At 57.7% G+C, this 24,820-nt stretch carries 19 protein-coding genes and 1 pseudogene; 9 read left to right on the forward strand and 11 right to left on the reverse strand.

Annotated features, from left to right (window positions below):
* Positions 1-12 precede the first annotated feature (12 nt).
* Positions 13-1,371 carry a DUF445 domain-containing protein gene (locus tag QP904_RS04555; RefSeq protein ID WP_284835600.1) on the reverse strand — a complete coding sequence of 453 codons (1,359 nt, stop codon included), beginning with the start codon at positions 1,369-1,371 and terminating at the stop codon, positions 13-15.
* A 438-nt stretch (positions 1,372-1,809) separates the two neighbouring features.
* On the opposite strand from QP904_RS04555, the gene QP904_RS04560 reads away from it, so the two are divergent.
* Positions 1,810-2,112, forward strand: a complete 303-nt coding sequence (locus tag QP904_RS04560; protein ID WP_284835601.1) for a phospholipase D-like domain-containing protein — start codon at positions 1,810-1,812, stop codon at positions 2,110-2,112.
* 305 nt (positions 2,113-2,417) lie between these two features.
* On the opposite strand, the gene QP904_RS04565 is transcribed toward QP904_RS04560, so the two are convergent.
* The 5 genes from QP904_RS04565 to QP904_RS04585 form a co-directional block, all read right to left on the reverse strand.
* Positions 2,418-6,497, reverse strand: coding sequence for an Eco57I restriction-modification methylase domain-containing protein (locus QP904_RS04565; RefSeq protein WP_284835602.1), 4,080 nt, complete (start codon positions 6,495-6,497; stop codon positions 2,418-2,420).
* Positions 6,494-7,432: a hypothetical protein gene (locus QP904_RS04570; protein ID WP_284835603.1), complete on the reverse strand. Its 939-nt coding sequence runs from the start codon at positions 7,430-7,432 to the stop codon at positions 6,494-6,496. Before QP904_RS04570 ends, QP904_RS04565 begins: the two co-directional genes overlap by 4 nt.
* A gap of 163 nt (positions 7,433-7,595) precedes the next feature.
* Positions 7,596-7,826, reverse strand: coding sequence for a helix-turn-helix domain-containing protein (locus tag QP904_RS04575; RefSeq protein WP_284835604.1), 231 nt, complete (start codon positions 7,824-7,826; stop codon positions 7,596-7,598).
* Positions 7,816-7,980, reverse strand: a complete 165-nt coding sequence (locus QP904_RS04580; protein ID WP_284835605.1) for a hypothetical protein — start codon at positions 7,978-7,980, stop codon at positions 7,816-7,818. Before QP904_RS04580 ends, QP904_RS04575 begins: the two co-directional genes overlap by 11 nt.
* Complete coding sequence (locus tag QP904_RS04585) at positions 7,977-8,936, reverse strand: hypothetical protein (RefSeq protein ID WP_284835606.1); 960 nt, start codon at positions 8,934-8,936, stop codon at positions 7,977-7,979. Before QP904_RS04585 ends, QP904_RS04580 begins: the two co-directional genes overlap by 4 nt.
* Positions 8,937-9,137: 201 nt before the next feature.
* Here QP904_RS04585 and QP904_RS04590 point away from each other — a divergent pair, with 201 nt between their 5' ends.
* Together QP904_RS04590 and QP904_RS11800 are read left to right on the forward strand one after the other, a co-directional pair.
* Positions 9,138-9,284, forward strand: a complete 147-nt coding sequence (locus QP904_RS04590; protein ID WP_284835607.1) for a hypothetical protein — start codon at positions 9,138-9,140, stop codon at positions 9,282-9,284.
* A gap of 690 nt (positions 9,285-9,974) precedes the next feature.
* Positions 9,975-10,082: pseudogene (locus QP904_RS11800) on the forward strand (hypothetical protein); the annotation flags it as partial.
* Between the two features lie 370 nt (positions 10,083-10,452).
* On the opposite strand, the gene QP904_RS04595 reads toward QP904_RS11800, so the two are convergent.
* Genes QP904_RS04595 through QP904_RS04610 form a run of 4 tightly spaced genes read right to left on the reverse strand, consistent with a single transcriptional unit; the run spans position 10,453 to position 14,419 of the window.
* Positions 10,453-10,827, reverse strand: a complete 375-nt coding sequence (locus QP904_RS04595) for a hypothetical protein (protein ID WP_284835608.1) — start codon at positions 10,825-10,827, stop codon at positions 10,453-10,455.
* Between the two features lie 56 nt (positions 10,828-10,883).
* Positions 10,884-11,633 carry a succinate dehydrogenase/fumarate reductase iron-sulfur subunit gene (locus QP904_RS04600; RefSeq protein ID WP_284835609.1) on the reverse strand — a complete coding sequence of 250 codons (750 nt, stop codon included), beginning with the start codon at positions 11,631-11,633 and terminating at the stop codon, positions 10,884-10,886.
* A complete protein-coding gene (locus QP904_RS04605; RefSeq protein WP_200288333.1) occupies positions 11,633-13,648 on the reverse strand; it encodes a fumarate reductase/succinate dehydrogenase flavoprotein subunit in 2,016 nt (671 codons plus the stop codon). The genes QP904_RS04600 and QP904_RS04605 overlap by 1 nt, the downstream gene beginning before the upstream one ends.
* A 15-nt stretch (positions 13,649-13,663) precedes the next feature.
* Complete coding sequence (locus QP904_RS04610) at positions 13,664-14,419, reverse strand: succinate dehydrogenase cytochrome b subunit (RefSeq protein ID WP_284835610.1); 756 nt, start codon at positions 14,417-14,419, stop codon at positions 13,664-13,666.
* 369 nt (positions 14,420-14,788) lie between these two features.
* On the opposite strand from QP904_RS04610, the gene ramB reads away from it, so the two are divergent.
* Positions 14,789-16,198 carry an acetate metabolism transcriptional regulator RamB gene (ramB, locus tag QP904_RS04615; RefSeq protein WP_284835611.1) on the forward strand — a complete coding sequence of 470 codons (1,410 nt, stop codon included), beginning with the start codon at positions 14,789-14,791 and terminating at the stop codon, positions 16,196-16,198.
* A gap of 135 nt (positions 16,199-16,333) precedes the next feature.
* Here the strand turns inward: ramB and lpdA are convergent, their stop codons facing one another.
* A complete protein-coding gene (gene lpdA / locus QP904_RS04620) occupies positions 16,334-17,746 on the reverse strand; it encodes a dihydrolipoyl dehydrogenase (RefSeq protein ID WP_023027802.1) in 1,413 nt (470 codons plus the stop codon).
* Between the two features lie 523 nt (positions 17,747-18,269).
* On the opposite strand from lpdA, the gene QP904_RS04625 reads away from it, so the two are divergent.
* The 5 genes from QP904_RS04625 to rfbB all read left to right on the forward strand — a co-directional run bounded on the left by QP904_RS04625 (position 18,270) and on the right by rfbB (position 24,819).
* Positions 18,270-19,646 carry an alpha/beta hydrolase gene (locus QP904_RS04625; RefSeq protein ID WP_284835612.1) on the forward strand — a complete coding sequence of 459 codons (1,377 nt, stop codon included), beginning with the start codon at positions 18,270-18,272 and terminating at the stop codon, positions 19,644-19,646.
* Between the two features lie 51 nt (positions 19,647-19,697).
* Complete coding sequence (locus QP904_RS04630) at positions 19,698-20,777, forward strand: alpha/beta hydrolase (protein WP_284835613.1); 1,080 nt, start codon at positions 19,698-19,700, stop codon at positions 20,775-20,777.
* A gap of 45 nt (positions 20,778-20,822) precedes the next feature.
* Complete coding sequence (locus tag QP904_RS04635) at positions 20,823-22,148, forward strand: M1 family metallopeptidase (RefSeq protein WP_239204793.1); 1,326 nt, start codon at positions 20,823-20,825, stop codon at positions 22,146-22,148.
* A 120-nt stretch (positions 22,149-22,268) separates the two neighbouring features.
* Positions 22,269-23,750, forward strand: coding sequence for an HNH endonuclease signature motif containing protein (locus QP904_RS04640; RefSeq protein ID WP_248099225.1), 1,482 nt, complete (start codon positions 22,269-22,271; stop codon positions 23,748-23,750).
* Positions 23,751-23,823: 73 nt separating this feature from the next.
* Positions 23,824-24,819 (forward strand): dTDP-glucose 4,6-dehydratase, encoded by a 996-nt coding sequence (rfbB, locus tag QP904_RS04645; RefSeq protein ID WP_284835645.1) that lies wholly within the window; start codon positions 23,824-23,826, stop codon positions 24,817-24,819.
* The last annotated feature ends 1 nt before the right edge of the window (position 24,820 follow it).

Here is a 24,820-nt window from a genome sequence, read left to right on the forward strand (position 1 = left end):
TACTCCTTTTGTCTAAGCGCCAAAGATAAGGTGATTGACTGCGAATATCACCAATCCTGCCAGGGAACCGACGACGGTGCCGTTCAAACGAATAAATTGTAGGTCCTTGCCCACCATGAGCTCGATATTCTGGGAGGCTTCCTCCGCATCCCAGCGCTTGATGGTCTCGGGGATAATCGCGATGATTTCCGGGGCGAATTTCTCCACGGCATAGCGCGCGGCCTTGTCCACCAGGGCATTGGCCTGGGCTAAAAATTCGGAGTCCTCCAGCAGGCGGTGCGCCAGCTCCTTGACCTTGGCCGTAATCTTTTGGCGCAGGAAGGACTCGGGGTCCATAAGCTGGTCAATCAGCGTGGTGGAGACCGTGCGCCACATGGCTGCCGGCGCCTGCTGCGCTTGGTCAGAGGCGAGCATCTCTTGCTTAATGCCCTCGATGCGTCCGCGCATGTCCTCATCCCACTGCAGATCGGAGGCGAGCTTGGACAGGTTGCGGCGAATAGCTAGGCGGGCCTCGTGGTTGCCGTTGCGGCGGACCTCATCGGCGAATTCTACGAGCTCGGTATAGACCTTCTCCCCCACCATCTCGCGGGCAAAGCGCGGCGCCCAGCCGGGCATACGCTCATCGATGGCGGTGACCACGGTGGACTCCATGCTGAGAATCTTGCTGTGTGCCCAGTCGATGAGGTCATCCTCCAAGGGGCGCGCCTTGCCGTCTGCAATATAGCCCTCCAGCAGCCTGCCCAGCGGCGGGCCCCACTCGGGCTCGGCCAGGCGGTCCATGACCTGGGTGCGGATGAAGTGCTCTGCCTCTTCCGCATCCAGATCCGACACCACGCTGGCCGCACGCTCACCAATCCACGCGGAGACCTCCTCCGCCTTGCCGGGTTCTACCCCCTGGCGCGCCAGCCATAGCGGTAGCTCTGCTTCGCGCACCTTGGCACTCAGCGCATCCGCGGTGAGAAAGTTCTCCTCCACGAAGTCACTCAGGGCATCGCCCACGCGGTCCTTGTTATTCGGAATCAGTGCGGTGTGGGGAATGGGAAGCCCCAAGGGCCGGCGAAAGAGCGCGGTCACCGCAAACCAGTCCGCAAGGCCACCCACCATGCCGGCTTCGGCCGCTGCACGCACGTAGCCCACCCACACAGGTGCCCCGCTTTCCGACGCCTGCCACCACGAACACCCCAAAAAGATCACCGCCGCACCAATCAGGAACGACAGCGCAATCGCCTTCCACCGCCGCAGATCCGCCCGCCGAGCCTCCTGGTTGCCGGCCTGCGGAACGGGAGCAGCACCCGACGTTGCCGGTGCGGTTGCCGGTACCGGTGCCGAAGCGGTTGCCGATTCGAGGCCTTCGTCCGCGCGGTGGGTCATGAGTTCTCCTTGGGATGGTGCAGGTGCTTTCGAGCTTCGTTCTCTAACACTAGTGCGTCCTAAAACACTCGCTAAACCACTCGACCCATTCCGTTAAGGAGTTAAACCTATGGCCCAACGAACCCTGCTCTCTATTCGAAGGTCACCTTTCGTTTCCAATGCTTTCCGGTGAATAGTCTTTGCGCATAGCTACCTATACGTAAACCGGTTTCGTGCCTTCTATCTACGACAATCAAACCCCCTGAAATAAAACTTAGCTTCGGTCTTCGAAAGTTCTTTCCGTCATATCACCGAATTGATATTGCAACGGGATATTTTAGCCTTCGTGGCTGGTCATCGATTGACCCCTTAGTACGTGAAAGCTTTGAAACAGGGGATGTTGATGGGCCTATCGTCCGAATCCTAGTGGGTATGGTTCTCCCCTCTCAGCACGAGGAGATGATTGACCAGCTCAGGTCGCAAATTTCTCCAAACGAGGATGAAACCTTGTCTCTCCGCGAACAGGCTCCAAAGATACGAGAGACGCTCAAAGCTCATATGCGAGCACAGCTTGCCCGTGGCATCCCGACTGCTACAAACCGCGAAACCCTGCAATCTCTGAAAAAACTCGTGGAAGTAGGCGCTGTGGAACTGCGCGTTTATACCCAGCGCGCTCTGCACGGTAAGACTTATCTCCTTCACCACGAAGATCCAAATATCCCTAGTGCTGGTTTGCCTGAACGATCTGCGTACGCGCTTTGAGAATGCTTACGATGATCGGGAGGCGCTTTGGCACTTCAGGCCGAAATTATGGAATTACAGTTTCTTGAATCAAAGACGTCGAGTTTGAAAAGACAGAGTGAACCACGTAAATATACTCTGACTAAGGAGTTCGTACGCTTCCCCGGTGGTTGAGGTGGTGTTTGAAAACGCTCAGGCGGCCGACAGGAACTTACTCGTGACATTCGGACCGATCCCCCCTTGGAGCGTAAGGGTCGGCAGCGGTATAGGCGTGAGCGTGTCTCGCACACGGAGGGTCATCGCGTGCTGTGTGCAAGACGCACGCTTCAGTCCATATCCTTGATGGAGCTACTGATATGTTGCCTCTCTTCAGTCGACAATCCGTAGAGTTCGAACAACTGAAGATCGATATCCGCCACAGGGACATTCCAGTCAATCGAAGAACTACCGGTAAAATCTTGCATTGGAACGAACTTATATGTCTTGCGGGTGCCGTTTTGGTTAGCCTTCGCAAGGCTAATGAGAAAACGCACGAATTTCGTTCGCATGTAACGCTCGACGTTATGGCACTCGGCTCGCCTCAAGTCGAGATCTGCACCAATCACCAAGAATGTTTCGGTGGAAACGGAACCAGGTTCGCCGATAATTGTGTTGAAATTGTCGTCAGGTAAGTTGGTTCCGAGATTATTTGCGAATGGCGTCAGCACTTTCCACCGATCTATCCAACTCAAATGCTTGGGGGACAATGTCTTGCGCTCTGCATACCCAATACGATTGCGACTCGCATAGATCTTGACAGAATCTTCAAGTAGCTCGCTAGAATCGTGGAATTCGGCTGATTCAGGGAACGTTGTTGTCAGGCCGTAAGGATTACGTGGAGATACTGCGCTCGCAAACATAAGCGGCGAGGACTCGTCGAGTACGATGTGGCCAGAGTCAATGAGTCGCGACAGAAGATTGACAGCAACACTATCGGGAATAAAGTACTCAAGACCAGGAACGCGCGCTTTCTGTGTGCCCGAACTTGAAATCTCGCCATCTTTTATTATCGAAACATGTATCCCGGACGTCGAGTTGTCAACATCGGCGTCAATCAAGAAATAGCTAACGCCGCCGCGCAGATTAACTTGCGGGAAGACGTCCTGCGACGTTGAAAAATGGGTTAGCGAGACAAGATGTCTATTGGCGGTCATTTCCCGACGGAAAGTATCCAGACCTTTTCCGCCAACAAACCACACTGACGGTGTGATCAAGGTCAAGAAGGATGGGTTGAGTTCCAGCCCCAGGTTGACAAAGTGGTTGTAAATTGGCTGCGCGCTTCCTTTACCACTGTCATTGTCGGCCTTATGGTATGGCGGATTTCCAACTACTGCTGCAAATCTCACTGGTTCGCCTCCTTTTTCAGGGTCAGCAACGGATATATTGCTAAAGTTCCATTCCTTCCTCAATTTTTGCGCAAAGGTACGCCTGTCCGCTTTGGTAACTCGCTCGCCTGGTAGGAGATCGTAAGCATTGAATTCGCGGGAGATATTGCAAACATCAAGCCCGAGGATCTCGTAGAAGCGCCTGGTGAATTCGTAAGCAATAGTCGACGTCGGTATCGAGAAGATAGCCTTCCGGGCTATATCCTTCGGTACATGCAACTCTTCGGTTAGTCGTTGGTAAAGCGCAACGGCGAATTCTCCGGACTTGCTAGCAATATCCAGTACTTTGTGACCACTCGTGACCGCATCCCTCAACCTGCCTCCAGGAATAAGAGCGATCATGTCGTCGCAAAGCCATTGCGGCGTCCTGATTTCTGAATCAGAAATTCGGCTGAACTTGGCTAAGGCTCGGGTAGCTCGTTCAATCGGTGGTAGTGATTCATCTCTGCCGAGGTGAGAGATGTTCTGAATTTTATAGTCTAGGGTATTGAGTTTGAACGGGTCGAAGGCATCCATCATTTCCCAGAGCACACCGGTGTCAAGGCCAACATTGGCTGCCAAACGCACATTATCTCCCACGCCCATGACGTCGATCACATCCGACAAAGATCGGACTTCGCTGTTCGTAAGCATGGCGAAAAAGAGTATGCGCTGGTAATAAGTCTGCAGTCGCTTCTCCAAGCTGCGGAGTTCGTTCTCCTTCGAATCTGACGTGGGTTTGTCGGATTCCTTGTCGCTGCCCTTCTCTTTGCCGTCCTTCTCTTCATCATCTATGTCAATCTCATCTTCTTCTCCTTCGACGGGGTTGATTGACAGCCCTTGGCGTGAACCGATTTCTGCTTGAGCCTCGATTACTCGACGGATTGTTCCGTTGTCGAGTAGTCCAAGGTCCACTGGAATGTCTTGCGCTTCGTCGGCGATAGAGCGGTTGTTGTTATAGGCACTGACAGCATCAAGGATGTTGACGGCCTCAACTTGATGAATTTTGTTGTGATTGATCGTAATGATCGGGGAAATTCGGAGCTCTTCTTGGAGGCGTTCCTCGAGTTTGTCGTTTCCGCTGTGTTCGGTGTTGACATTGTAGATCAGTGATTTTTGTTCCTGCATGTGGAACATGCGGCCTGGATCGAAATCAACTAGAAGCGTCTGCGGTTTCAGGTTTTCCTTGATCGTCTCGCCCTCTGAGGACACAAGAGTGCGAATGTACTGATTTTGTAACCGGAATATAGCTTGGTCATATTCTTGCGGCGAGGCGGTGTCTTTCAGGAAAAGCATGGTGTCCCATTGCTTAACGGTGCTGCCTGTCAGCATGCGGTTCACTGTTAGCGTGAGCGTCTTTCGATTTTCGTCTTCAGCATCCGCGATAGCTGACTTTATGTCCTCTGGTGTCTTGTACGCCTTAGCACCCTCCACGCCAGAGATGTTGATGATCTTGTAGCTGCCAAGGTTCTTGAACTCATCCTTGTGGTCGTTGATGAGTTGCTCCATCGCGTCGCAGGAAGCGCAATATGGCAGAACCATCACCATGTGGCGGCACATCTGGCCTGCTTTGATCTTACTGTAGTCCAAGAAGCCCAAGAGGTTCTCGTCTTGTTTTGAGCCGTCGATAACCCGCAACAGATCTAGGATTTCCGGCTCGTGTTTAAATTCGCGATGGAGATTGGCTACGGGGTCTTGCTTAATTGATATCGGCTCGAACAGCGCCGAGAAGGCGAACGAGACACCAGACTTACGAAGCTCAGTCATCCTCCTGCGAGATGATTCATTGGGGTTGAAGGCGAAACGCACCATCTGAGGGAAACCGAAATACGGGTTGTCCCACTCTTCGGTGTCGTCGTCGTCAAGATGTGCGGCGTCCCAGGCTTCCTGCTCACGGACGATATCGGAGAATTGAACAAAGGAGACAATGTCTTCGGGCTCAAATTCACTGCCCATTAAGATTCGGTATGGGGTACCCGAGAGATGTAGACGTATTCTGGGGTTGAGTTGCTTGAGTTGAAGGTCCACGTTTTCGATATCGACCTTATCATCATGGTCACGTCGTTGAGCCGCAACCGGATCCATCGGCTGCCCAGCGTCCCGAAGGACACGACCGTACTCTTCCGCCCTCGCTCCGAAGTGCGTCTCGTCCACAATCAAAAGGTCGAGTTTACTCGCAAACACTTGCCGGTGCTTCTCCTTGAGCTGTCTGCCTTGCAGATCCTGTAGCGTAAGAAAAATTGCGGTCGTGTGGTCAGCCTCGCGGGCTTTATCAAGGATATGCTCATCGCGGGTAAGATCACATTGGTCGATGAAAACCCAGTTCTTAAAATTCCCGGCGCTCTCGACGGCCTTCTTCCACTCCGAGCGCACGTCAGCTTTCGCAGACACGATGAGGACCGTCTTTGCGTCAATCGCGTTCGCACAGCTCAGGGCGGTAAACGATTTTCCAAACCGCATGACCGCGTACATGAGAAGGTTCGTTCGCCCGGCATCAACTGCGCGAACAAAGTTGTCGACTGCTTCCTGCTGATTCGGTCTCAGGGTCCACTCCGCTCCACGTGCGAAGTGGAAGGGTTGCGGCAATTGACTTTGTACGTCATAAAAATCATAACGCCCGCTGTTACGTTCAAAGTCGTGGTGGATGTCGCTGATAGCATCCTTCACGTCATCAATGTTCGCGTCTTTGAAGAATTCACGGCTGTAGTACACCCCGGCCGATAGCTCCTTTGCCGTTAGCCGAAGCCGTTTCCGGGATTCTTCCAAGAAGCGATGCACTGCAAAGTCACGGAAATAGACATCACCATTGATGGTGGCCGGTGCCTCATATTCCTTGTTGAGCGCTGGGAAGTGCCGCTCCCACTCACGTAACCGAGTATCAACAGGCCGATACGTGTCGCCGACCTTGAGGTAGGACGGCACTGTGTTTGTGGTGAACGCATAAATGTGTGGGGTCACGCGACCGACGATGATCTGGTCAAGGACAGCGGAGTTATCAGTCATAATTGGTTTCTTCCTGATTCGAGTGAGACGAAGGTGATTGTCTTTTTCGCGCGCCAGTCGTGGATGCGGCACAGCGGTCCGACGTTGTCGTTTGCTTCTGGAAACAGAGCAAACATCCCGGTGGGTTGAGGCGCCTCTTTGAATGGGATCGTTCCGGTCAGCCCGTCCATCTGCCACAGATTCCATGAAATAATTCGAGCGATTCGCACTAGCTCACCCACAGTTGGGCTTCGGTGCAGCGCCGCCCTCATGTAATCGCCATAAGACGCGAGCAAGTTCTCACGGGCGAGTAACAAGTTGTCGCCTTGGAATTCAAAGCCGTATACGCTTTGGAACGCCCGTTCAGCCCATTTCAACCAGTCCCGTTCACTGTTGGTGTTTTCGGATACGACACGCATCTTGCGGTCAAGCAGTCCGATACGGCGTTTAAGAGCAATGCGCTCGCCCGTAGTTGCGTCATACCGGCTTACCAGATAGGGAGCCTCTCCGCAGGTCACCTCCAGTCGCTTTTCGTCAACGTACTTTTGCCACCTACGAGCGCCATGTTTAGCGAAAGTAATCCGGCTTCGGTTGGTGCGCCATCCGTGCCTGGATGGCGTGTTAAACACGCTCTTGTGCCCGAACCAGGCCTCGTCAATGAGGTTATTTTGTTCATTGCACAACCAAGCCGGAGTGAAAACCTCAGCTTTGTCTTTTGTACGACCGGTCTGAAGTTCGCGGCTTTTGGTTGTGCGAGGCGCAATAATCCCAGCGAACTCTCCAGTAATGGCCATAGGTGTAATCTCACATCGCGCTTGGTGAGCAGGACTGACCGTTGTGTAGTCATCTGTTGCCCAAAGGATATTTCGTCGTGTGGTCCGATCAAATAGAAGCATTTCGAGCAGCTTTGAATGATGCACATATAGAACTTGTTCGCTGACATCAGGAGTTCTCATCGCATTCTCCCGACTAGACCAATGAGGCCGCTATTTGATTCTAGGGTTTGCTCGTGCAATGGTGTCGGACTGAACCGGCATACATGCCCAATCAGGTTCGCGACCACATCGAACTTGCTGACGCGCATTAAAAGCTGTCGGTAGTCGATTGCGGGTGGAAAAGTCACTGAGCCGATTCCTCGTCTTTCACAACTTCGCAGATGTCGATGATGTCGCAGTCGAGTGCTTCGCATATGCGGGAGAGGACGTCAGTGGTGACGTTACCGCCTCGGCCGAGTTTGGACAGTGTGGCTGGGCTGATGCCTGCACGTTCTTGAAGTTGGGTTTTGTTCATGTCGCGGTCGATGAGGAGTTTCCAGAGGGGCTTGTAACTAAAGGTACGATTAGTTGTCATCTGTTTCCTCCAGATCGATGAGTTCTCTTTCCTGGGCATCGAGCGGTAAACCGTAACGTCTTTCTCCTCCACGTTTCGTGAATACGATAAGTTTGCATCGGTTCTTGAGTGGTTCTATGCCAAACATGAACTTGGTGTTGTCAGCGATGATCATTTTCCCGCCGTCTTTTGCGAGGGCGCGGTAGTCATAGAAAGCAGCCGGGATGGTTTCGCGGGTTTCTTGCAGCTCGGGGCCGAGTTGCAGATTGTCGGGCCCCAGTAGCGGGGTGTGGATGATGAGCAGGCCGGGGTTGTGTGTGGCGTCCTCGGAGGCGAGGTATTCCCGTAGAGCGAGCATGACGGCGGTGTTGACGAACGACCGGTAGCGCTGTCCCTCTTTCGCTTTGGTTTTGCCGTTAACGACAGCATCGAATAGTTCGCGCGAGAACCGGGCGTCTTTGAGTCTGGGAAAGCGCAGGCCCCGAGGACATCAAGCACGTTGGCGCCAATCTGCGGCCAGAACGTTTTCGGATATTCGTCCAGCGGGTTAAAGTTGTCTTTGGGGAATGTGCGGTTCTTGCGTTCTTGGAGCTCATCTTCGATAGTTTGTTTGCGTTCGAGGTGTTGTTCTCTTTCCACCTGCATCGCGATAATCGCGTTGTGGCCGGCGAGCGACGATGAGAGGGCTTGCAGTTGTGTCTCCAGCTCGCCGCTGATGTGCCGGGCGATGCACTCGGCTTCTGCGGCGAGGGGCTGCTCTTGCTCCAGCAACGGCACCTGCCCAAGATCCATCTGTTGGATCGTTTGACCAAGGTCGCGGAGCCGGTAGGCCAAGTCGTTGAACGCCGACTCTTCGTATACTTGGGAGGCGTTGGTCGCGAACCGGTACTGATCCCATCGTCCAGCTTGCTCGCTAGCTAACGACTCAGGCAGCTGGTAAGCCTCGGTGGTGTACCCCTTCCACGTCGCTCGACTGCGGATATCAAGCGCGGTCTTCTCCCCGTTGTCGCCGTCGAATGGCACGAGTCCCATGTCGATGAGATCAGCGGTGAACTGGCCTAGGTTACGGGTTCCTTTCATCAGCGGGCGCACCGTCACCAAGATGGCGTGGAAGCTTGACTTGTACTTCACTACACCGCCTCTCCATCGCGAACCATAGCTGCCCATCGCTGCCTAGCCGATCAGCAAAACGCCATTGGGGAACCTAGAACCACAAGGGCGAACAGCGACCTATATTTTTCGATCTTACAAGAACGCTTCACTCTTCTCGCGTTCATCTTCACGAACGCGTAACCGTGTCGGAGCGAAATATGACAGGAAGCGAATAGGGACATGGGTACACGGAACACGAAGCAGACGTCTCGACCGGTCGCTAAGGAGGCATCCGCACTGCTGCGTGACTTCCGTACCTCGGCCAAGACGAAGTCGGTGGCTGCCCCGGCGTTGGTGCAAGCCAAGCCGCCCAAGCGCGGCAAGTAGCCGCGCGTGATCCCGTTCGGTTTCGGCCTGTGCCTTGCCTAACGGGTGAGAGCGCGCTTCTTACGGTGGCCAACGTTGCTTCTCGCCCTCAACCTCGGACCAGTGTCCGGGGTCCGTCTGGCGGATGGGCGATCTCCACTGCGAATTCTGGTTGTAGTTGTAGACCAACAATTTCACTGGTGAGACGTGTTCCTAGAACGTTCGGCGGGGTCGCTCCATCCTCCACCCCTTCGCGGTGTGGCGGGTGAGGGCTCGCCAATGTCCTGTTCTGGACGGTTCTCACTTGTGATCTGAACGCTAAAACGCAGGTCTTCGAAACCCCGTGAATGAGGAGAACGGAGAATGCCAGGAAGGTCTCCTTAAGGCATGAAGTCGACAACAACAAGCACAAATCCGTCACCGATGCCTACGAGATCGACCCCGGAGAGTTCGCTGTGATGGTACAGACCCACCGGCGTGAACACGCAGTGCAGGCTGACCGTCGAGAGTGTCTGATGGCATCATCCCCAGTGACAAACGCTTCTTCATTCTGACCAATTCTTTAATACTTTTTAGCATTCTGATGCCTTAAAACCCACAATACGTGGATGCGCACGTAGCAGGAATAATCGAGCTAAGGTACTGCTACACCAATACCACCGTCTATAACAACTTTCTGTTCCTAGGTGCCACTTACCTAGGCCACGAGAGAGGATTGAAGCCGCAGCTCAGCGGCTGCTAGATGCGCGCAAGACTTACCCAGATGTCTCCCTCGCGAATCTCGACGACCCAGACAACGAAACAAATACACAGAACTGACCGCGGAACACCAAGCTTTGGATAAAGCTGTGGAGCGAGCCTATGGGTGGGTACTCGATAACCTTACCTGGGACGAGAAGGAAACTTTCATCGTTTCATCTCTATTCGAGCTGTATAACCAGAAAGTAAACGCTGAATAGCTCTTCCTGCTATAGCTGCAGTCTTTGGTTAACCGGAGTCTCTGGAGCTGATGCAGGAGGGGTGAGGAAGGAGGCGTCGGCAAGCAGTGCTTCCAGCAACGCTTCGATGAAGCCTCTCGTAGCCCAAGCAGCAACAACCCCCGCCTCCTTGCATGATTCGCATGCGGTGGAGACGGGGGTGACGTCGAGTCAGTACAGAAACTTAGGCATTGCCTGTTACAGCATGCGCCTTAGTTAGCTCGGCCGGTTTCCTTGCGGTACTTGCGGTAGTAGCGGCGGCCGTAGTGGACGGTGCTGAATGCGGCGATAGCCACAACCACCAGGGAGATAATGCCGATGATGGTGGTCAGGGTGTAGTCGCCCTCGCCGGCGGTGCCCAGCGGGGTGTCCCATACGCCAAGGCCCCAGATGAGGATTCCGGCGGCCGGGAGGCAAGACAGAATCAGACCCATGCCCACCCAGGTGGAGGTGCGCAGAAGGGAAGAGTGAGGAGCACCGAAGGATACCGGGTCGTAGCCCTCAATGTAGGTGTCCTGAATCTTTCCGGAGAACTCCGGGTAGGTCTCGCTGGTGTAGTCAGCGACTGCGTGGGTGTTATCGCTCATGGCGGAGTCTTTCTGTCTTTCTCTCGTTCCTAGTATTCCTACGGAATAACCTTAGCTTAGTCGTCCTTGCCACGGAAAGCAGCACGTGCACGTTCGCGGGTAACCGCGGACACTGCGGTCAGCGGAACGCCGGCCGGGCACACATCGGCGCACTCACCATAGAGGGAGCAGTGGCCGAAGTTGGCTTCCAGGTCGTCGACCATGTTGCGGGCACGGCGACCACGCTCTTCCTTGCCCAGCGGCATGAGGGAGAGGTGTACCAGCTTCGCACCGGTAAACAGGTGTGCAGCACCATTCGGGCAGGCGGCAACACAGGCGCCGCAGCCAATGCAGGCGGCGTGGTCCAGCGAGTACTCGGAGGTCTCGTGGTTGATGTGCATGGTATCCGCATCCGGAGCGGTACCAGCGTCCATGGAGACGTAGCCGCCCTGCTCCATCACGTGATCCAGTGCCGCGCGGTCAACAACCATGTCCTTGATAACCGGGTAGGCAGCGGAGCGGAAAGGCTCCAGCTTGACGGTCTGTCCATCGGTGAAGTTGAACAGGCGCTGCTGGCAGGCCGGGGTGTTCTGGCCAGGGCCGTGTGGACGGCCGTTGACGGTCAGACCACAGGTACCACAGATGCCCTCACGGCAGTCAGAGGCGAAGGCGAAGGGCTCCTCGCCGCGCTCAATGTAGCCCTCGTTGACGTGATCAAGCAGCTCCAGGATGGACATCTGCTCAGAGGCGTCATCCACCTGGACGGTCTCGAAGTGGCCTTCTTGGGTCGGTCCGGCTTGACGCCAGATCTCAAGTGTCAGTTTCATTACTTGTAGTTCCTTGTCATCAGCGGGATCGAATCAAAGTACAGCGGCTCAGCGTGGCGGATGAACTCGTTCTTATTAGCGCCCGGCTCCCAGGCGGAAACGAAGCACCAGTTCTCGTCGTCGCGTTCTGCCTCGCCGTCCTCGGTGAGGTGATCCTCGCGGAAGTGCGCGCCACAGGACTCGTCGCGGTCCAGAGCGTCAACACACATGAGCTCGCCCAGATCCAGGTAGTCGGCAACGCGCAGGCCGTATTCCAGCACCTGGTTCATGTCGTTGGCCTCGCCCGGGATGCGGACATTAGCCCAGAAGTCCTCGCGCAGCTCACGGATCTTGGTGATGGCTTCCTTGAGGTCTTCCACGTTACGGGACACACCGCAGCCGTGGTACAGGATGTCGCCTAGCTGGCGGTGGTAGTAGGAAGGACCGTGCGGGTTCTCGCCGCGCACGCCCATGAGGCGGTCGATGCGCTCTTGGGACTGGGCCAGGGTTGCCTGTGCCTCTGGGGAATCCTCGGCCAGCTTCTCCTCGTTGAGGTGGTCGGCCAGGTAGTTCGGGATGGTAAACGGCAAGGTGAACCAGCCGTCAACGGAAGCCGAAAGCAGGGAGTTAGCACCCAGGCGGTTAGCACCGTGGTAGGTCCAGGAGCACTCACCGGCAGCAAAGAGGCCGTCGATGGAGGTCATCTCATTGAAGTCGGTCCACAGGCCACCCATGGTGAAGTGGCAAGTCGGAGCGATACGCATCGGAGTCTCGTAGGCGGACTCGCCAATGGCCTCTTCGTACATCTCGATGAGGTTGGAGTAGCGCTCGCGGATCTTGTCCTTGCCCAGGCGCTCGATGGCGTCGCGGAAGTCCAGGTACACCGAGTTGTGCAGCGGGCCAACGCCCAGGCCAGCGTTAATCTGCTGGGAGATGGCACGGGAAGCAACGTCACGCGGAACCAGGTTGCCGAATGCCGGGTAGCGGCGCTCCAGGAAGTAGTCGCGCTCTTCCTCCGGAATGGTATTCGGGTCGCGGTCGTCGCCCTCCTTCTTCGGGGACCAAATGCGGCCGTCGTTACGCAGGGACTCCGACATCAGGATGGTCTTGGACTGCCAATCGGAGTTGACCGGCAGGCCCGTCGGGTGGAACTGCACGAAGGCTGGGGAAGCCAGGTAAGCACCGCTGTCGTACGCACGCATCATGGCGCTGGCATTGGAGTTCTTAGCCAGGGTGGACATGTGGTAGACGTTGCCGTAGCCGCCGGTACCCAGCACGACTGCGTGGCCGGTGAAGGCCTTGAGCTCACCGGTGATCAGGTTGCGGGTAACGATGCCGCCAGCGCGCTTCTTGCCATTGTCGTTGTAGACGATGATGTCCTGCAGGTCATTGTGGGCAAAGAGTTCTACGTTGCCCAGGCCAATCTGGCGGTAGAGCGCCGAGGTGGTGGACAGCTGCAGCTGCTGGCCTGTTTGGCCACGGGTGTAGTAGGTACGGGAGACCTGCACACCACCGAAGGAACGGGTAGCCAGGGTGCCGCCGTATTCGCGAGCGAATGGTGCACCGATGGCATTCATGTGGTCAATAACGCGAACGGATTCGTTGGCCAAACGCCAGCAATCGGACTCGCGGCAACGGTAGTCGCCGCCCTTGACGGTGTCCTTGGTGTGGCGGTAGGCGGAGTCATTGTCCACCTTCTTGGCACGGGAAGCGTTGACACCACCCTGCGCGGCGATGGAGTGCGCGCGGCGCGGGGAGTCGTGGTAGGTAAATACCTTTACCTTGTAGCCCAGCTCGCCCAGTGCGGCCGCAGCGGCGCCGGCGGACAGGCCGGTACCAACCACGAGGACCTCAAACTTGCGGCGGTTCAGCGGGGAAACCAACTGCATGTGGTCCTTTTGGTGGGACCACATATCCTTCATTGGCACGCCGTGCGGCTCATTGGATTCCAGAATGTTGCCGGCAGATACGCCCGGAACGATGGACTGCGGATGCGAGAACTTGGGGTGCTCGCGCTTGAGTTCAGTATTAGTCATGGGTTTCTAACTCCTTTAGCTGACCAAGCCCAGGGCAACGGACAAAGGCATAACGATGTTGCCGATGCAGACAACGGCCGGGATGACGTACGCCAGGATCAGGAAGGTCTGACGCCACTTCGCACCGGTAATACCCAGGTCAGAAGCGGCGAGGCGAATGCCGTGGGTGAGGTGCAGGAACAGGAAGCACATGGCGATCACATACACGATGGTGACCGGCCAGCGGCTAAAGGTTGCGATCATATTGGCCTTCACCGCACCCTCCACAAAGTCACCTGGGGCGATGGGCTGTACGCCCAAGGTCAGGTCCAGCAAGTGGAAGATGATGAACAGCAGCAAAACGATGCCGGTAACCAGCATGGACTTGGTGGCGAAGGAATCAAGGCCGCCCATCAGGTTGCTACGGCGGAACTTGCCGCGGGACGCCTTGGAACGTGCGGTGAGAGCAAACGCGCCATAGATGTGGGCGATGATGGCAACCAGCAGGACTGCTCGGATGATCCACAACGCACCCTCATGCGGGAACAGTGGCTCGCCCATGGAGCGCAGGAATGCACCATATTCATCAAGAGCCTCGTCGCCATCCTCAGCCGGCAAGTACAGCTTCAGGTTGCCGGCCATGTGGCCGACGACGAAAAGTGCAAATAGCAGGCCGGTGACGGCCATGATGAGCTTCAGAACCCAGGAGGGCACTCCCGGCTTCTGGCGGATTGGTTCGTTAGTAATGTGGCCGTGAGCTACTGCCTCACGGTCGGGATTTCTTAAAGTCATGACACCTCCATTGTCGTCCTCACCTTAACTGGGCTTAACCGCTGGTTACCAGTCAATTCCGGCGGCGTTTCATCTAACGGTACGGCGGTACGGTTAAACTCAGAATTCTTTTAGGTAAGGGTTGCCTTAGATGGCCGGATTCAAAACGTCACTACCTTGGCTGCTCGCAATTTCGCAATATTGACGTTGCGTAAATCTTCCTCCAGTTGTGAACTTGGTCACCCAGTGTTACGGGAGTGATCCCCTTACCCCTTTATGTGTCAAACTTTCGCATGAAACCCACATATTCCCCACAGGAGGGTGAATATTCTTCACAAGATCTTTGCGATTAAGGTGCACACCCGCAGGCCACCCAGTAACCTTTCCGGCATGAGTAAGACGTATGTGGGATCCCGCCTTCGCCAACTTCGCCGTGAGCGCGATCTCAGCCAGGCTTCCTTAGCCGCCACGCTGGGCCTTTCGGCCAGCTACGTCAACCAGATCGAGCACGACGTTCGGCCACTTACCGTTCCGGTCCTCCTTCGCATCACCGAAGTCTTCGGAGTTGACGCCACCTTCTTCTCCCGCGACGATGACTCGCGCCTCCTCGCGGAGATCCAGGACGTCATCCAGGACAAGGAGCTGTGCCCCTCCCCCGTCGAGCTGCAGGAGCTCTCCGAGCTGGTCTATAACCACCCCACCGTCGCCCGCACGCTGGTGGATGTCCACCGCCGCTACCGCAATGTGCGCGATAAGCTCTCACTCGCCACCGATACCCGCCGCACCACCGAGGCCACCCAGGCACTGTCCATGCCGCACGATGAGGTGCGCGATTTCTTCTATGCCCGCCAGAACTACTTGGACGGCCTGGACCACCATGCGGAGCAGCTTGCCGACGCCCTCTCGGTCACCCAATTCGGCATCCGCGACACCGAACATGCCCTAGCCCAGCGCCTGCGCGATCTCCACAACGTAGACATTCACATCACCTCACAGATGGATGGCACGCTGCACAGCTTCGACCGCGAGACCTGCGAATTTCGGCTCGCCTCGCGCTTAAGCGAAGGGCAACGCGCCTTCCGCATGGCCGCGGAGCTGAGCTTCCTCGAGGCTGGCGAGGAGATCGCATCTTTGGTAAAAAATGAGCCGTTTACCTCGGATGCCTCGCGTAACCTAGCGCAACGCGGATTGGCCAGCTACTTCGCCGCCGCCACCGTGATGCCCTATACCCTGCTACATTCTGAGGCTGAACGCTCCGGCTACGACGTGGAATACCTCTGCCAGGTCTTCGGAGTGGGCTATGAATCCGTCGCCTCTCGGCTGTCCACCCTGCAGCGCGATAACCTGCGCGGCATTCCTTTTACCTTCGTCCGCGTCGACCGCGCCGGAAACATGTCCAAGCGACAATCCGCCACCGGCGTGCACTTTTCCAATAATGGCGGCACCTGCCCGCTGTGGAATGTCTACGAGACCTTCACCCAGCCGGGCATTATTTCCCGTCAGTTGGCCCAGATGCCCGATGGCCGCAATTACCTGTGGATCTCCCGCGCGGTACAGCACCATCAAGGCCGCTTTGGCGATACCAATAAGCTTTTCGCCATTGGCCTGGGCTGCGAGGCTCGCCACGCCGACCGCACCGTCTACGCAGAAGGTCTCGACCTCAAAGATCTCTCTTCTGCTACCCCTATCGGCTCCGGTTGCCGCACCTGCCCGCGCGAGAATTGTGCGCAGCGCGCCTTCCCACCCATTAACGAGGTCATCAGCATCGATGCCCACCGCTCAGCGGTGGCACCGTACTAGTTACGCATCACCACGACGAGCCTTTTCGGGGGCGTAGACATACAAAACGGCACCGCGGTCCCTTTGCCTGGTGGGCGGGGGACGGCGCGGTGCCGTGGGTGTTGCGCTCAAGGCGACGTCGCCAAGCGCCCCTGCTTAGAGGTTAATCATGTGGCCGCCGATGCCCTCGGCAGCTTCCTTCATGGCCTCAGAGAGGGTCGGGTGGGTGTGGACGTTGCGGCCGATTTCCTCAGCGGTGAGGTCAAAGCGTTGCGCCAGGGTCAGCTCCGGCAGCAGCTCGGAGACATTGGAGCCCACCATGTGGCCGCCGATGAGCTCGCCATACTCGCCATCCGCAATGAGCTTGACAAAGCCCGCGGTCTCGTTGAGACCGGCAGCTTTGCCGTTGGCGGAGAACGGGAAGGTAGCGACCTTGATATCGCGGTCCGCGAACTTCTCCTTTGCGGCCTCTTCGGTGTAGCCGAAGGAAGCGACCTGCGGGTTGCAGAAGGTAGCGCGCGGCATGTTCATGTAGTCACCCAGAAGCTGGGTCTCCACGCCGGCGATGGTCTCTGCGGCGACAACGCCCTGTGCCTCAGCAACGTGTGCGAGCTGCAGCTTCGCGGTGACGTCACCGATGGCGTAGATGTGGTCCACGTTGGTGCGCATGGTGTCATCGATGGCGATGGCGCCGCGCTCGGTGAGCTCAACGCCGGTGTTCTCCAGGCCGAAGCCCTCGGTACGTGGGGCGAAGCCGATGGAAATCATGGCGCGGTCCACGGTGAGGGTGTCCTGCTTGGAGCCATCCTTGGACTCGACCTCAACGGTGACATTATCGCCATTGTCCTTGACGGAGGTGGTCTTGTAGCCGGTCAGGAGCTTTACGCCAAGCTTCTTGTACTCCTTAGCAATGGCCTTGGAGACGTCCTTGTCCTCGTTCGGCAGCACGCGGTCCATGAACTCCACGATGGTGACGTCCACGCCGTAATTGGACAGAACATAAGCAAATTCCATACCGATGGCGCCGGCGCCGACGATGACCATGGACTTCGGGGCCTCATCGTTGAGGATCTGCTCCTCATAGGAGACGATATTGCCGCCGAGCTCTACGCCCGGCAGGGACTTGACCACGGAGCCGGTGGCGATGATGCAGTCATCGAAGGTGACGGTCTTGCCCTTGTCATCGCCGTCAGTGATTTCAATGGTCTTCTCATCCTTGAAGGAGCCAAGGCCGTTGATCTCGGTGATCTTGTTCTTCTTCATCAGGTAATGAACGCCCTTGACGATGCCCGCGGAAACCTTGCGGGAACGCTTGTGGGCTACACCGAAGTCGAAGGAAACATCGCCGGAGATGCCGAAGTCCTTTGCTTCATGGTTGAAGGTGTGGGCAACCTCAGCGTTCTTCAGCAGTGCCTTGGAAGGGATGCAGCCTACGTTGAGGCAGACACCGCCCCAGTACTGCTTCTCGATTACGGCAACTTTCTTACCAAGCTGAGCTGCACGGATGGCGGCCACGTAGCCGCCAGGGCCCGCGCCGAGTACTACTACGTCATAATGTTCATTAGTCACGCCCTACAGGATACGTAACTTTCCCCTCCATGTCGCGCATTGGGTCACACTCTTTTGCCCGTGTACCCCACGCTTCGGGGGTAAAACGCACAAAGGCCCTGCACGGTGACGTCGGCAAGCGCGCGACGTCGTGCAGGGCTATGGGCTCGGTATTTTAGAACAGGCCGAGAGCCAGGGCAGCGTTGGAGGACATGGAGGAGCCCATGTGCAGGAACTGGCCCAGAACTTCGTTGATGGATACGAGGATGGAATCGAAAACGTTCATTTTTCTTCTTTCTGTTTTTGCCTAGAGCGAGGGATGGGCCCGCGGATGGGACCGCACTATTCACACGTTTAGAACTAACGGGAATTGTAGCGCCGCCGTTACATACGCGCTGCGTTCAGAATTATGACACACAAACCACATGCGTCACAGGTTTTGCTACATTAAAAGGGCTATTAAGGCATAGAGTCTTGCTAACACTCCCGCTATGCGGAACGATACCTACTGAGAAGATTCTCTTAACTCGAGGAAGCTAAAAATATGCATACTTTGCGCTCTATCGGCTCCAGCGTCGCAGGCATCGCCATCGCGGCAGGAGTCCTCTCCGCCCCTATCGCCTCCGCCGTCGAGCCGGCCAAGATTCAGGGGGACGCCACCCCATCCACCATCCGCGAGGTAAACCTCACCGACTCGGCAGATCCGGAAAATATCAACTACGCCATCACCACCGAGGGCGAAAACCGCGTGGTAGATATTGCCGGACTAAAGGACAAGGACAAGTGGAAGGGTTATGCCTTCGGCCACAAGAGCGCCCAGGGCAACCACTACGGCAACCACGTCAAGGTCATGACGGCTACCTCCGCCGCCATGGGTGGCCGCGAGGTCCCGCTTGCGGTCATCTCCCCAGACGGCAACTTTGAAAAGAAGCGCCCCACCCTGTACCTACTCAACGGCGCGGGCGGCGCTGAGCAGGGCATGGACTGGATCACCGCCACCGCGAAGCGCGACGTCAACCCAGAGCAAGAGGGCGTGCAGGACATGGTGGATTTCTACACGTCCAAGGACGTCAATGTGGTCATCCCACAGGCCGGTGCCTTCTCCTACTACACTGACTGGGTTTCTACGCCGGATGCCGGCTACCTCAAGGGCCCACAGAAGTGGGAGACCTTCCTGACCAAGGAGCTGCCAGGCGCTCTAGAGGATCATATCGGAGGCAATGGCAAGCGCGGCATCGCTGGCATGTCCATGGCCGCTACCTCCTCCCTGCTGCTGGCGGAGCACAACCCGGGCTTCTACAACGCGGTGGGCTCCTTCTCCGGCTGCGCGGCTACCTCTCGCCCGCTGCCGCGCCTGTACACCCAGCTGACTGTCAACCGCGGCGGCGGCTCGGCCGATCAGATGTGGGGCGCTATGGGCAGTGAGTACAACGTGTACAACGACGCATTGGTCAATGCCACCCCGAAGAATTTGGGCCCATCCGAGACCTACGTCTCCGTGAATAGCGGTTTGGGCGGTGCCAATGACTGGGGCGCTAAGGGATCGTCCACCCTCATCGTGGAGGGCGGCGTCATCGAGGCTGCTATGAGCTCCTGCACCCACGATCTCAAGGCCAAGATGGATTCCCAGGGCATGAAGGCGGATTGGAACTTCCGCAATACCGGCACCCACTCCTGGCCGGGCTGGCGCGATGACATCTTCTCCTCGTGGAAGACCTTCGAGCGTGGCTTTAACAAGGACGCCGCAGAAGCTCCGGCCGAGCCGGAAGTAAAGCCCAACGAGCTTTCCATCGATGCGCCGCAGGCTCAGGAAAATGCGCAGATCAAGGACGTCCCGAGCGCCGCTGACCAGTCCCCTGATAAGGACTTCGTCGAGGGCAAGGAAGCCGAAGCTCCAGAGGCTGCCGGCGCTGCGGAATAAGTAGCGCAGAAGTATAATCAACGAGTTCATTAACTACAGGAAAGAAGCACAATGAAGCGTCTTAGCCCCATCCTGGCCGCCACCGCAGTGTGCGCAGGCTTGGCTAGCGCCCCGATGGCGGGCGCCGCACAGCTCACCCCGCAGCAGGTAGCAGGCAACGCCGCCCAGTCCACCCTGGCCCCACTGGAGGTCACCCCGGAATTGGAGCAGCAGACCTGGTACCAGAAGTACAAGGACGATCCGCGCGTCGATAAGCTGCAGGCCACCTCCCCGGCCATGAACGGCCGCAAGATTCCGCTGGCTGTCATTCGCGCGACGGATGAGAACCGCCCGACCATCTACCTGCTCAATGGCGCAGGCGGCGCGGAGCAGGACATGGACTGGCTGAAGCTTTCCGATGCCGTGGATTTCTACCACTCCAAGAATGTCAACGTGGTTATCCCGCAGGCTGGCGCCTTCTCCTACTACACCGACTGGGTATCCGACCCGAACTCCCAGTATCTTAAGGGCCCACAGAAGTGGGAAACCTTCCTCACCAAGGAACTGCCGGGCACTATCGAGGGACACATCAAGGCGGATAGCCACCGCGCCATCGCGGGTATGTCCATGTCCGCTACCTCCTCCCTGCTGCTGGCAGAGCACAACCAAGGCTTCTATGACGCCGTTGGTTCCTACGCCGGCTGTGCGGCTACCGCCTACCCGGTAGAGCACAAGGCCGTTGAGCTCACCGTTAATCGCGGTGGCGCTTCCGCAGAGCAGATGTGGGGACCATTCGGCTCCCCCACCAATCGCTATAACGATGCGATGATGAACCACGAGAAGCTGCGCGGCACGGAGCTGTACATCTCCTCCGGTTCCGGTCTGGCCGGCAAGGAGGATACCTTCTCCTATCACGTGGCTCAGGGCACGAACCCTGCGGCGGCCGCGGCAGGCTCCGCTGTCCTGCAAGGTGAGGGCGGTGCCATCGAAGCTGGCGTGAACTACTGCACCCACAACTTCAAGGCCAAGTTGGACCAGGCTGGCATCCCGGCTACCTATAACTTCCGCAATACCGGCACCCACTCCTGGCCGCACTGGATTGCGGACCTCAAGGATTCTTGGCCGGTCTTCGAGCGCGCTTTCAATAAATAAGCTCGTTTCTTTCCGCGGCTAAAAGGGCGGTAGGCTTGCAGCATTATGAAGTTGCTTCCTACCGCCCTTTCGCGTACCCACACTGACCCTTATACCGGCGTGGATTTTAACCTCGGATTTGAGGTGTCCCACTACACGCTGGATCTGACCTACCGCGTGGAGCCCAACTTGCTCCACGGCGAGGCCGTTTTAGCAATCCGAGCGACCGCCGATTTAACGTCTTTGACCTTGGATTTGGGCGGGGCGATGGTGGCCCGTCGCGTGACCGCGAAGGGTGCACCGCGGGTGGCAAAGTTCCGCCAGTCTTCCGGTAAGTTGCGTCTTCGTTTCGCTGCAGAAATCGCCGCCGGTACGGAGTTTGAGCTGGTTATTCGCTATGGCGGTAGCCCTCGCCCCATCCGCACCACCTGGGGCGAGATTGGTTGGGAAGAAACCGAGTCCGGCTCGCTGGTAGCCAGCCAGCCCAATGGCGCGCCGAGCTGGTTCCCCTGCGACGATACACCGTCTGAAAAGGCGCTCTATGACATCATCATTACGGCCGATGATCCCTTTATCGTTGTGTCTAATGGCGACCTCGTCTCCCGCAGGGCGGGCGGCTCCACCACGCGCTGGCATTACCGTACCCGCCAGCCCATGGCCACCTACCTGGCTACGGTGCAGGTAGGTGAGTTTTCCAGCTTTGCCTTGGGCCCTTCCACTCGGGCTTGGGCTCCAGCCACGCTGCGCGAGCGGGTGCTGAATGAATTTGCCCAGCAGCAGGAGATGGTGGACTTCTTTACCTCCATTTATGGCCCCTACCCGTTTGCGGATTACCAGGTGGTCATCACGGAAGATGAGTTGGAGATTCCGCTCGAAGCGCAGGGGCTTTCTATCTTTGGATCCAACCATGTGAAGGGAGACCACGCCTTCGAGCGCCTTATCGCGCATGAGCTTTCCCACCAGTGGTTTGGCAATTCCGTGGGCCTAGGCGAGTGGAAGGATATCTGGCTCAATGAGGGCTTTGCCTGCTACAGCGAGTGGTTATGGGCCGAGCACAAGGGCGAGACCACCGCGCGCGAGGCAGCACGGTCCCACTACAACGTCCTAGGCCGCAAGGCGCAGAACCTCACCGTTTCCGATCCGGGTGCGCGCGATATGTTCGATGACCGCGTGTATAAGCGCGGTGCTTTGACCGTGCACGCCATTCACCGCCTGCTTGGCGACGCCTTCTTTAGCACCCTCCGCAGCTACCTCACCGAGCACCAGCATTCGGTGGTGGAGCCTTCCATGTTGCTAAATTCCTTCCGCGCCGCCGCTCCTGATGCCGCGCTTTTCGACGCCACCGTAGACGCTTGGCTCAACCACACGGCCCTTCCTTCATTCCCGAGTTAGTGGTTTTGGCCCTGCGTTTGTTTGGGGATTGTCTAATCTATTGACCAATCCCTTCTTTCCTGTTGACGGGGTGTTTTATCTAGGTAGAATAGAACATGTAAACGAACAGGAGGGGGGATTATGCAGACCACCAAGCACGCGGAGATAGACTCCGCCATCGCCCAAGTTGCCGCCGGGTTAACCCAACTGCGCGCCCTCATGCAGGATCCCTCCGACCTCTCTTTCGAGCTTCTTCACCCTCATTTCGAGCACTTGGAAAGGGCCCTGGGCAACAAGGCCGCTATTGACGCTGCCTTCGCCTTCATCGCGGAGCGCGATGACGCCGGCCGCCGCGTGGGCTCCTCCAAGGCCAAGGACTACCTGACCGCCCGCCTAGGTCTTAGCGAGTCCGAAGCCGCCGCCCGTCTGCGCAATGGGCGCAACCTATTTGCCCCTATCCCCGAACCGGAGCCCACTCCCCCACCTGCTGATCCCGATGCTGATGACGCCACACGCGCACAGGCCGAGGAAGAAGCCCGCCGCCGCGCCGACCGCGAGCGCCGCGAAGAGGAAAAGCGCCGCAAGAAGCTTTTCGAAGAAGAGCCTATCCCTGAGCGCATCCTTAACCTCATCGAGAATGAGCTGCGCAGCCTCAGCAAGTACGCCATCCCCGGCCCAAGCGAGCTGCGCAACCAGGCCCTCGAGCAGGCCAAGCGCCGCTCCTTCGATTCCTTACGCGAGTGGCTGCGTAAGGCAGTTCGCAAGGCGAATAAGCACGCCCTCAATCCTGCCGGCGAGCCCGATCCGCACGCCGCTACCCGCAAGCGGCGCTTTAGCATCTCCCGCCAAGATGCTGACGGCGGTGTGCATATCTCCGGATACCTCGACGCCTCCGCGGCCGCCATCCTTGCCAGTGCCTTTGCTCCCGCCAAAAATAAAGGCAGCGCCGATCTCAGCGCCGAGGATGATACCCGCACTTATGCCCAGCGCATGGCGGACCAATTGACCGCTGCCTTGTCGAGCTACCTTTCTGCCACCCAAAAGGACTCAGCGGGCCTTGGTTCTTTCTTCGTCGCCACCACCTTGGAAGAACTGGAGGCGATGGGCGGCGATACCCGCTTCGCCACCAGCACCGGCATCGAGCTTTCTCCGCTCGATCTCCTCCGCTTGGGTGCCGCGCAGCACGATTTCTTCTGTGCGGTGGATGAGAAGGGCTTTCCCCTCGAACTTGGCCGCACCAAACGCACCGCTTCCCTCTGGCAGAAGCTCGCCCTCGCGGCCTCCGAGCTTGTCTGCACCCACCCCGAGTGCCACCGCCCCTGGCAGGACTGCGATGTCCACCATCTGCAGGCTTGGTCTCACGGCGGCGCCACCGACCTAAAAAATCTGACGCTGCTGTGCCGTCGCCACCACGTGGACAATAACGATTACCGCGATGGCCGCAACGGAATGGGTCACGCCGAACGGGACCCCGGCACCGGCCGGGTGGGCTACCGGGCCGCGCACGCGAGCGGGCTATCGCCCACAGTAGAGGTCAACGACCACCCCGCCGCGGAACAAGCCCCGGGACGCAGGCTCACGGATCCGCCCTCGCCACCACCGTCTCCCCCGGGCGCGGCCTGACCTCTTGCGCGCGGGCCCGCGGCCTGCCACAGCAGCCCGTCCGACTGCCCTACACTGGATAACCATGCAAACGATGCTCGTCACTGGCGGCGCCGGTTTTATCGGCGCCAATTTCGTGCGCCTCATGCGCCAGGCGCGCCCCGATACCCGCGTTACGGTGCTTGATAAGCTCACTTACGCCGGAAACCGCGCCAACCTCGACGATCTGGATATTGACTTCGTCGAGGGTGATATCGCCGATTCTGCGACGGTAGAACCGCTCGTCGCTGCCGCCGATGTAGTAGTTCACTTCGCCGCCGAATCCCATAACGACAATTCTTTGCGTGACCCCTCCCCCTTCCTCCACACGAATATCGTGGGCACGTTCACGCTGTTGGAGGCGTGCCGGAAGCACGATACCCGCTTCCACCATGTCTCCACCGACGAGGTTTTCGGTGATCTCGAGATTGGGGCAGAAACCAAGTTTGACGAGAACACCGCCTACGCCCCCTCCAGCCCGTACTCCGCCACCAAGGCAGGTTCTGACCACCTCGTGCGCGCATGGGTGCGTTCTTTTGGGCTGCGCGCCACCATCTCGAATTGCTCCAATAATTATGGGCCGTATCAGCACATCGAGAAGTTCATTCCCCGCCAGATCACCAATATTCTCTCCGGCCGCACGCCCAAGCTTTATGGGACGGGCGAGCAGGTCCGCGATTGGATTCATGTCGATGACCACAACGAGGCAGTGCTCGCCATCCTAGAGCGCGGCCGGATTGGAGAGACCTACACTATCGGCGCGGATCAGCCGGATATCAGCAATAAGCAGGTCATCGAGCTTATCTGCGAAATTATGGGCCACACCCGCGATGGGCGCGCCCTCTATGAGCACGTGGCGGACCGCCCCGGCCATGATCAGCGCTATGCCATGGATGCCACCAAGCTGCGCCGCGAGCTGGGCTGGGCCCCGCGGTTTACGGATATCCGCGCCGGCCTCCAAGACACCATCGCGTGGTACCGCGATAACGAAGACTGGTGGAAGCCCGAGAAAGAAGACGTAGAGACCCGCTACAAGCAGCAAGGACAGTAGA

Source organism: Corynebacterium nasorum (genome assembly GCF_030229765.1).
In the GTDB taxonomy this organism is placed as follows: Bacteria; Actinomycetota; Actinomycetes; order Mycobacteriales; family Mycobacteriaceae; genus Corynebacterium; species Corynebacterium kefirresidentii.

Excerpts from the sequence above, each read along its gene's own strand:
- QP904_RS04555 (WP_284835600.1), bottom strand. The coding sequence starts at position 1,371 with ATGACCCACCGCGCGGACGAAGGCCTCGAATCGGCAACCGCTTCGGCA.
- QP904_RS04560 (WP_284835601.1), top strand. The coding sequence starts at position 1,810 with ATGATTGACCAGCTCAGGTCGCAAATTTCTCCAAACGAGGATGAAACC.
- QP904_RS04590 (WP_284835607.1), top strand. The coding sequence starts at position 9,138 with ATGGGTACACGGAACACGAAGCAGACGTCTCGACCGGTCGCTAAGGAG.
- QP904_RS04635 (WP_239204793.1), top strand. The coding sequence starts at position 20,823 with ATGAAGTTGCTTCCTACCGCCCTTTCGCGTACCCACACTGACCCTTAT.
- QP904_RS04595 (WP_284835608.1), bottom strand. The coding sequence starts at position 10,827 with ATGAGCGATAACACCCACGCAGTCGCTGACTACACCAGCGAGACCTAC.
- QP904_RS04640 (WP_248099225.1), top strand. The coding sequence starts at position 22,269 with ATGCAGACCACCAAGCACGCGGAGATAGACTCCGCCATCGCCCAAGTT.
- QP904_RS04580 (WP_284835605.1), bottom strand. The coding sequence starts at position 7,980 with ATGATCATCGCTGACAACACCAAGTTCATGTTTGGCATAGAACCACTC.
- QP904_RS04565 (WP_284835602.1), bottom strand. The coding sequence starts at position 6,497 with ATGACTGATAACTCCGCTGTCCTTGACCAGATCATCGTCGGTCGCGTG.
- QP904_RS04630 (WP_284835613.1), top strand. The coding sequence starts at position 19,698 with ATGAAGCGTCTTAGCCCCATCCTGGCCGCCACCGCAGTGTGCGCAGGC.
- ramB (WP_284835611.1), top strand. The coding sequence starts at position 14,789 with ATGAGTAAGACGTATGTGGGATCCCGCCTTCGCCAACTTCGCCGTGAG.
- QP904_RS04575 (WP_284835604.1), bottom strand. The coding sequence starts at position 7,826 with ATGACAACTAATCGTACCTTTAGTTACAAGCCCCTCTGGAAACTCCTC.
- QP904_RS04570 (WP_284835603.1), bottom strand. The coding sequence starts at position 7,432 with ATGAGAACTCCTGATGTCAGCGAACAAGTTCTATATGTGCATCATTCA.
- QP904_RS04625 (WP_284835612.1), top strand. The coding sequence starts at position 18,270 with ATGCATACTTTGCGCTCTATCGGCTCCAGCGTCGCAGGCATCGCCATC.
- rfbB (WP_284835645.1), top strand. The coding sequence starts at position 23,824 with ATGCTCGTCACTGGCGGCGCCGGTTTTATCGGCGCCAATTTCGTGCGC.
- QP904_RS04610 (WP_284835610.1), bottom strand. The coding sequence starts at position 14,419 with ATGACTTTAAGAAATCCCGACCGTGAGGCAGTAGCTCACGGCCACATT.
- QP904_RS04600 (WP_284835609.1), bottom strand. The coding sequence starts at position 11,633 with ATGAAACTGACACTTGAGATCTGGCGTCAAGCCGGACCGACCCAAGAA.
- QP904_RS04605 (WP_200288333.1), bottom strand. The coding sequence starts at position 13,648 with ATGACTAATACTGAACTCAAGCGCGAGCACCCCAAGTTCTCGCATCCG.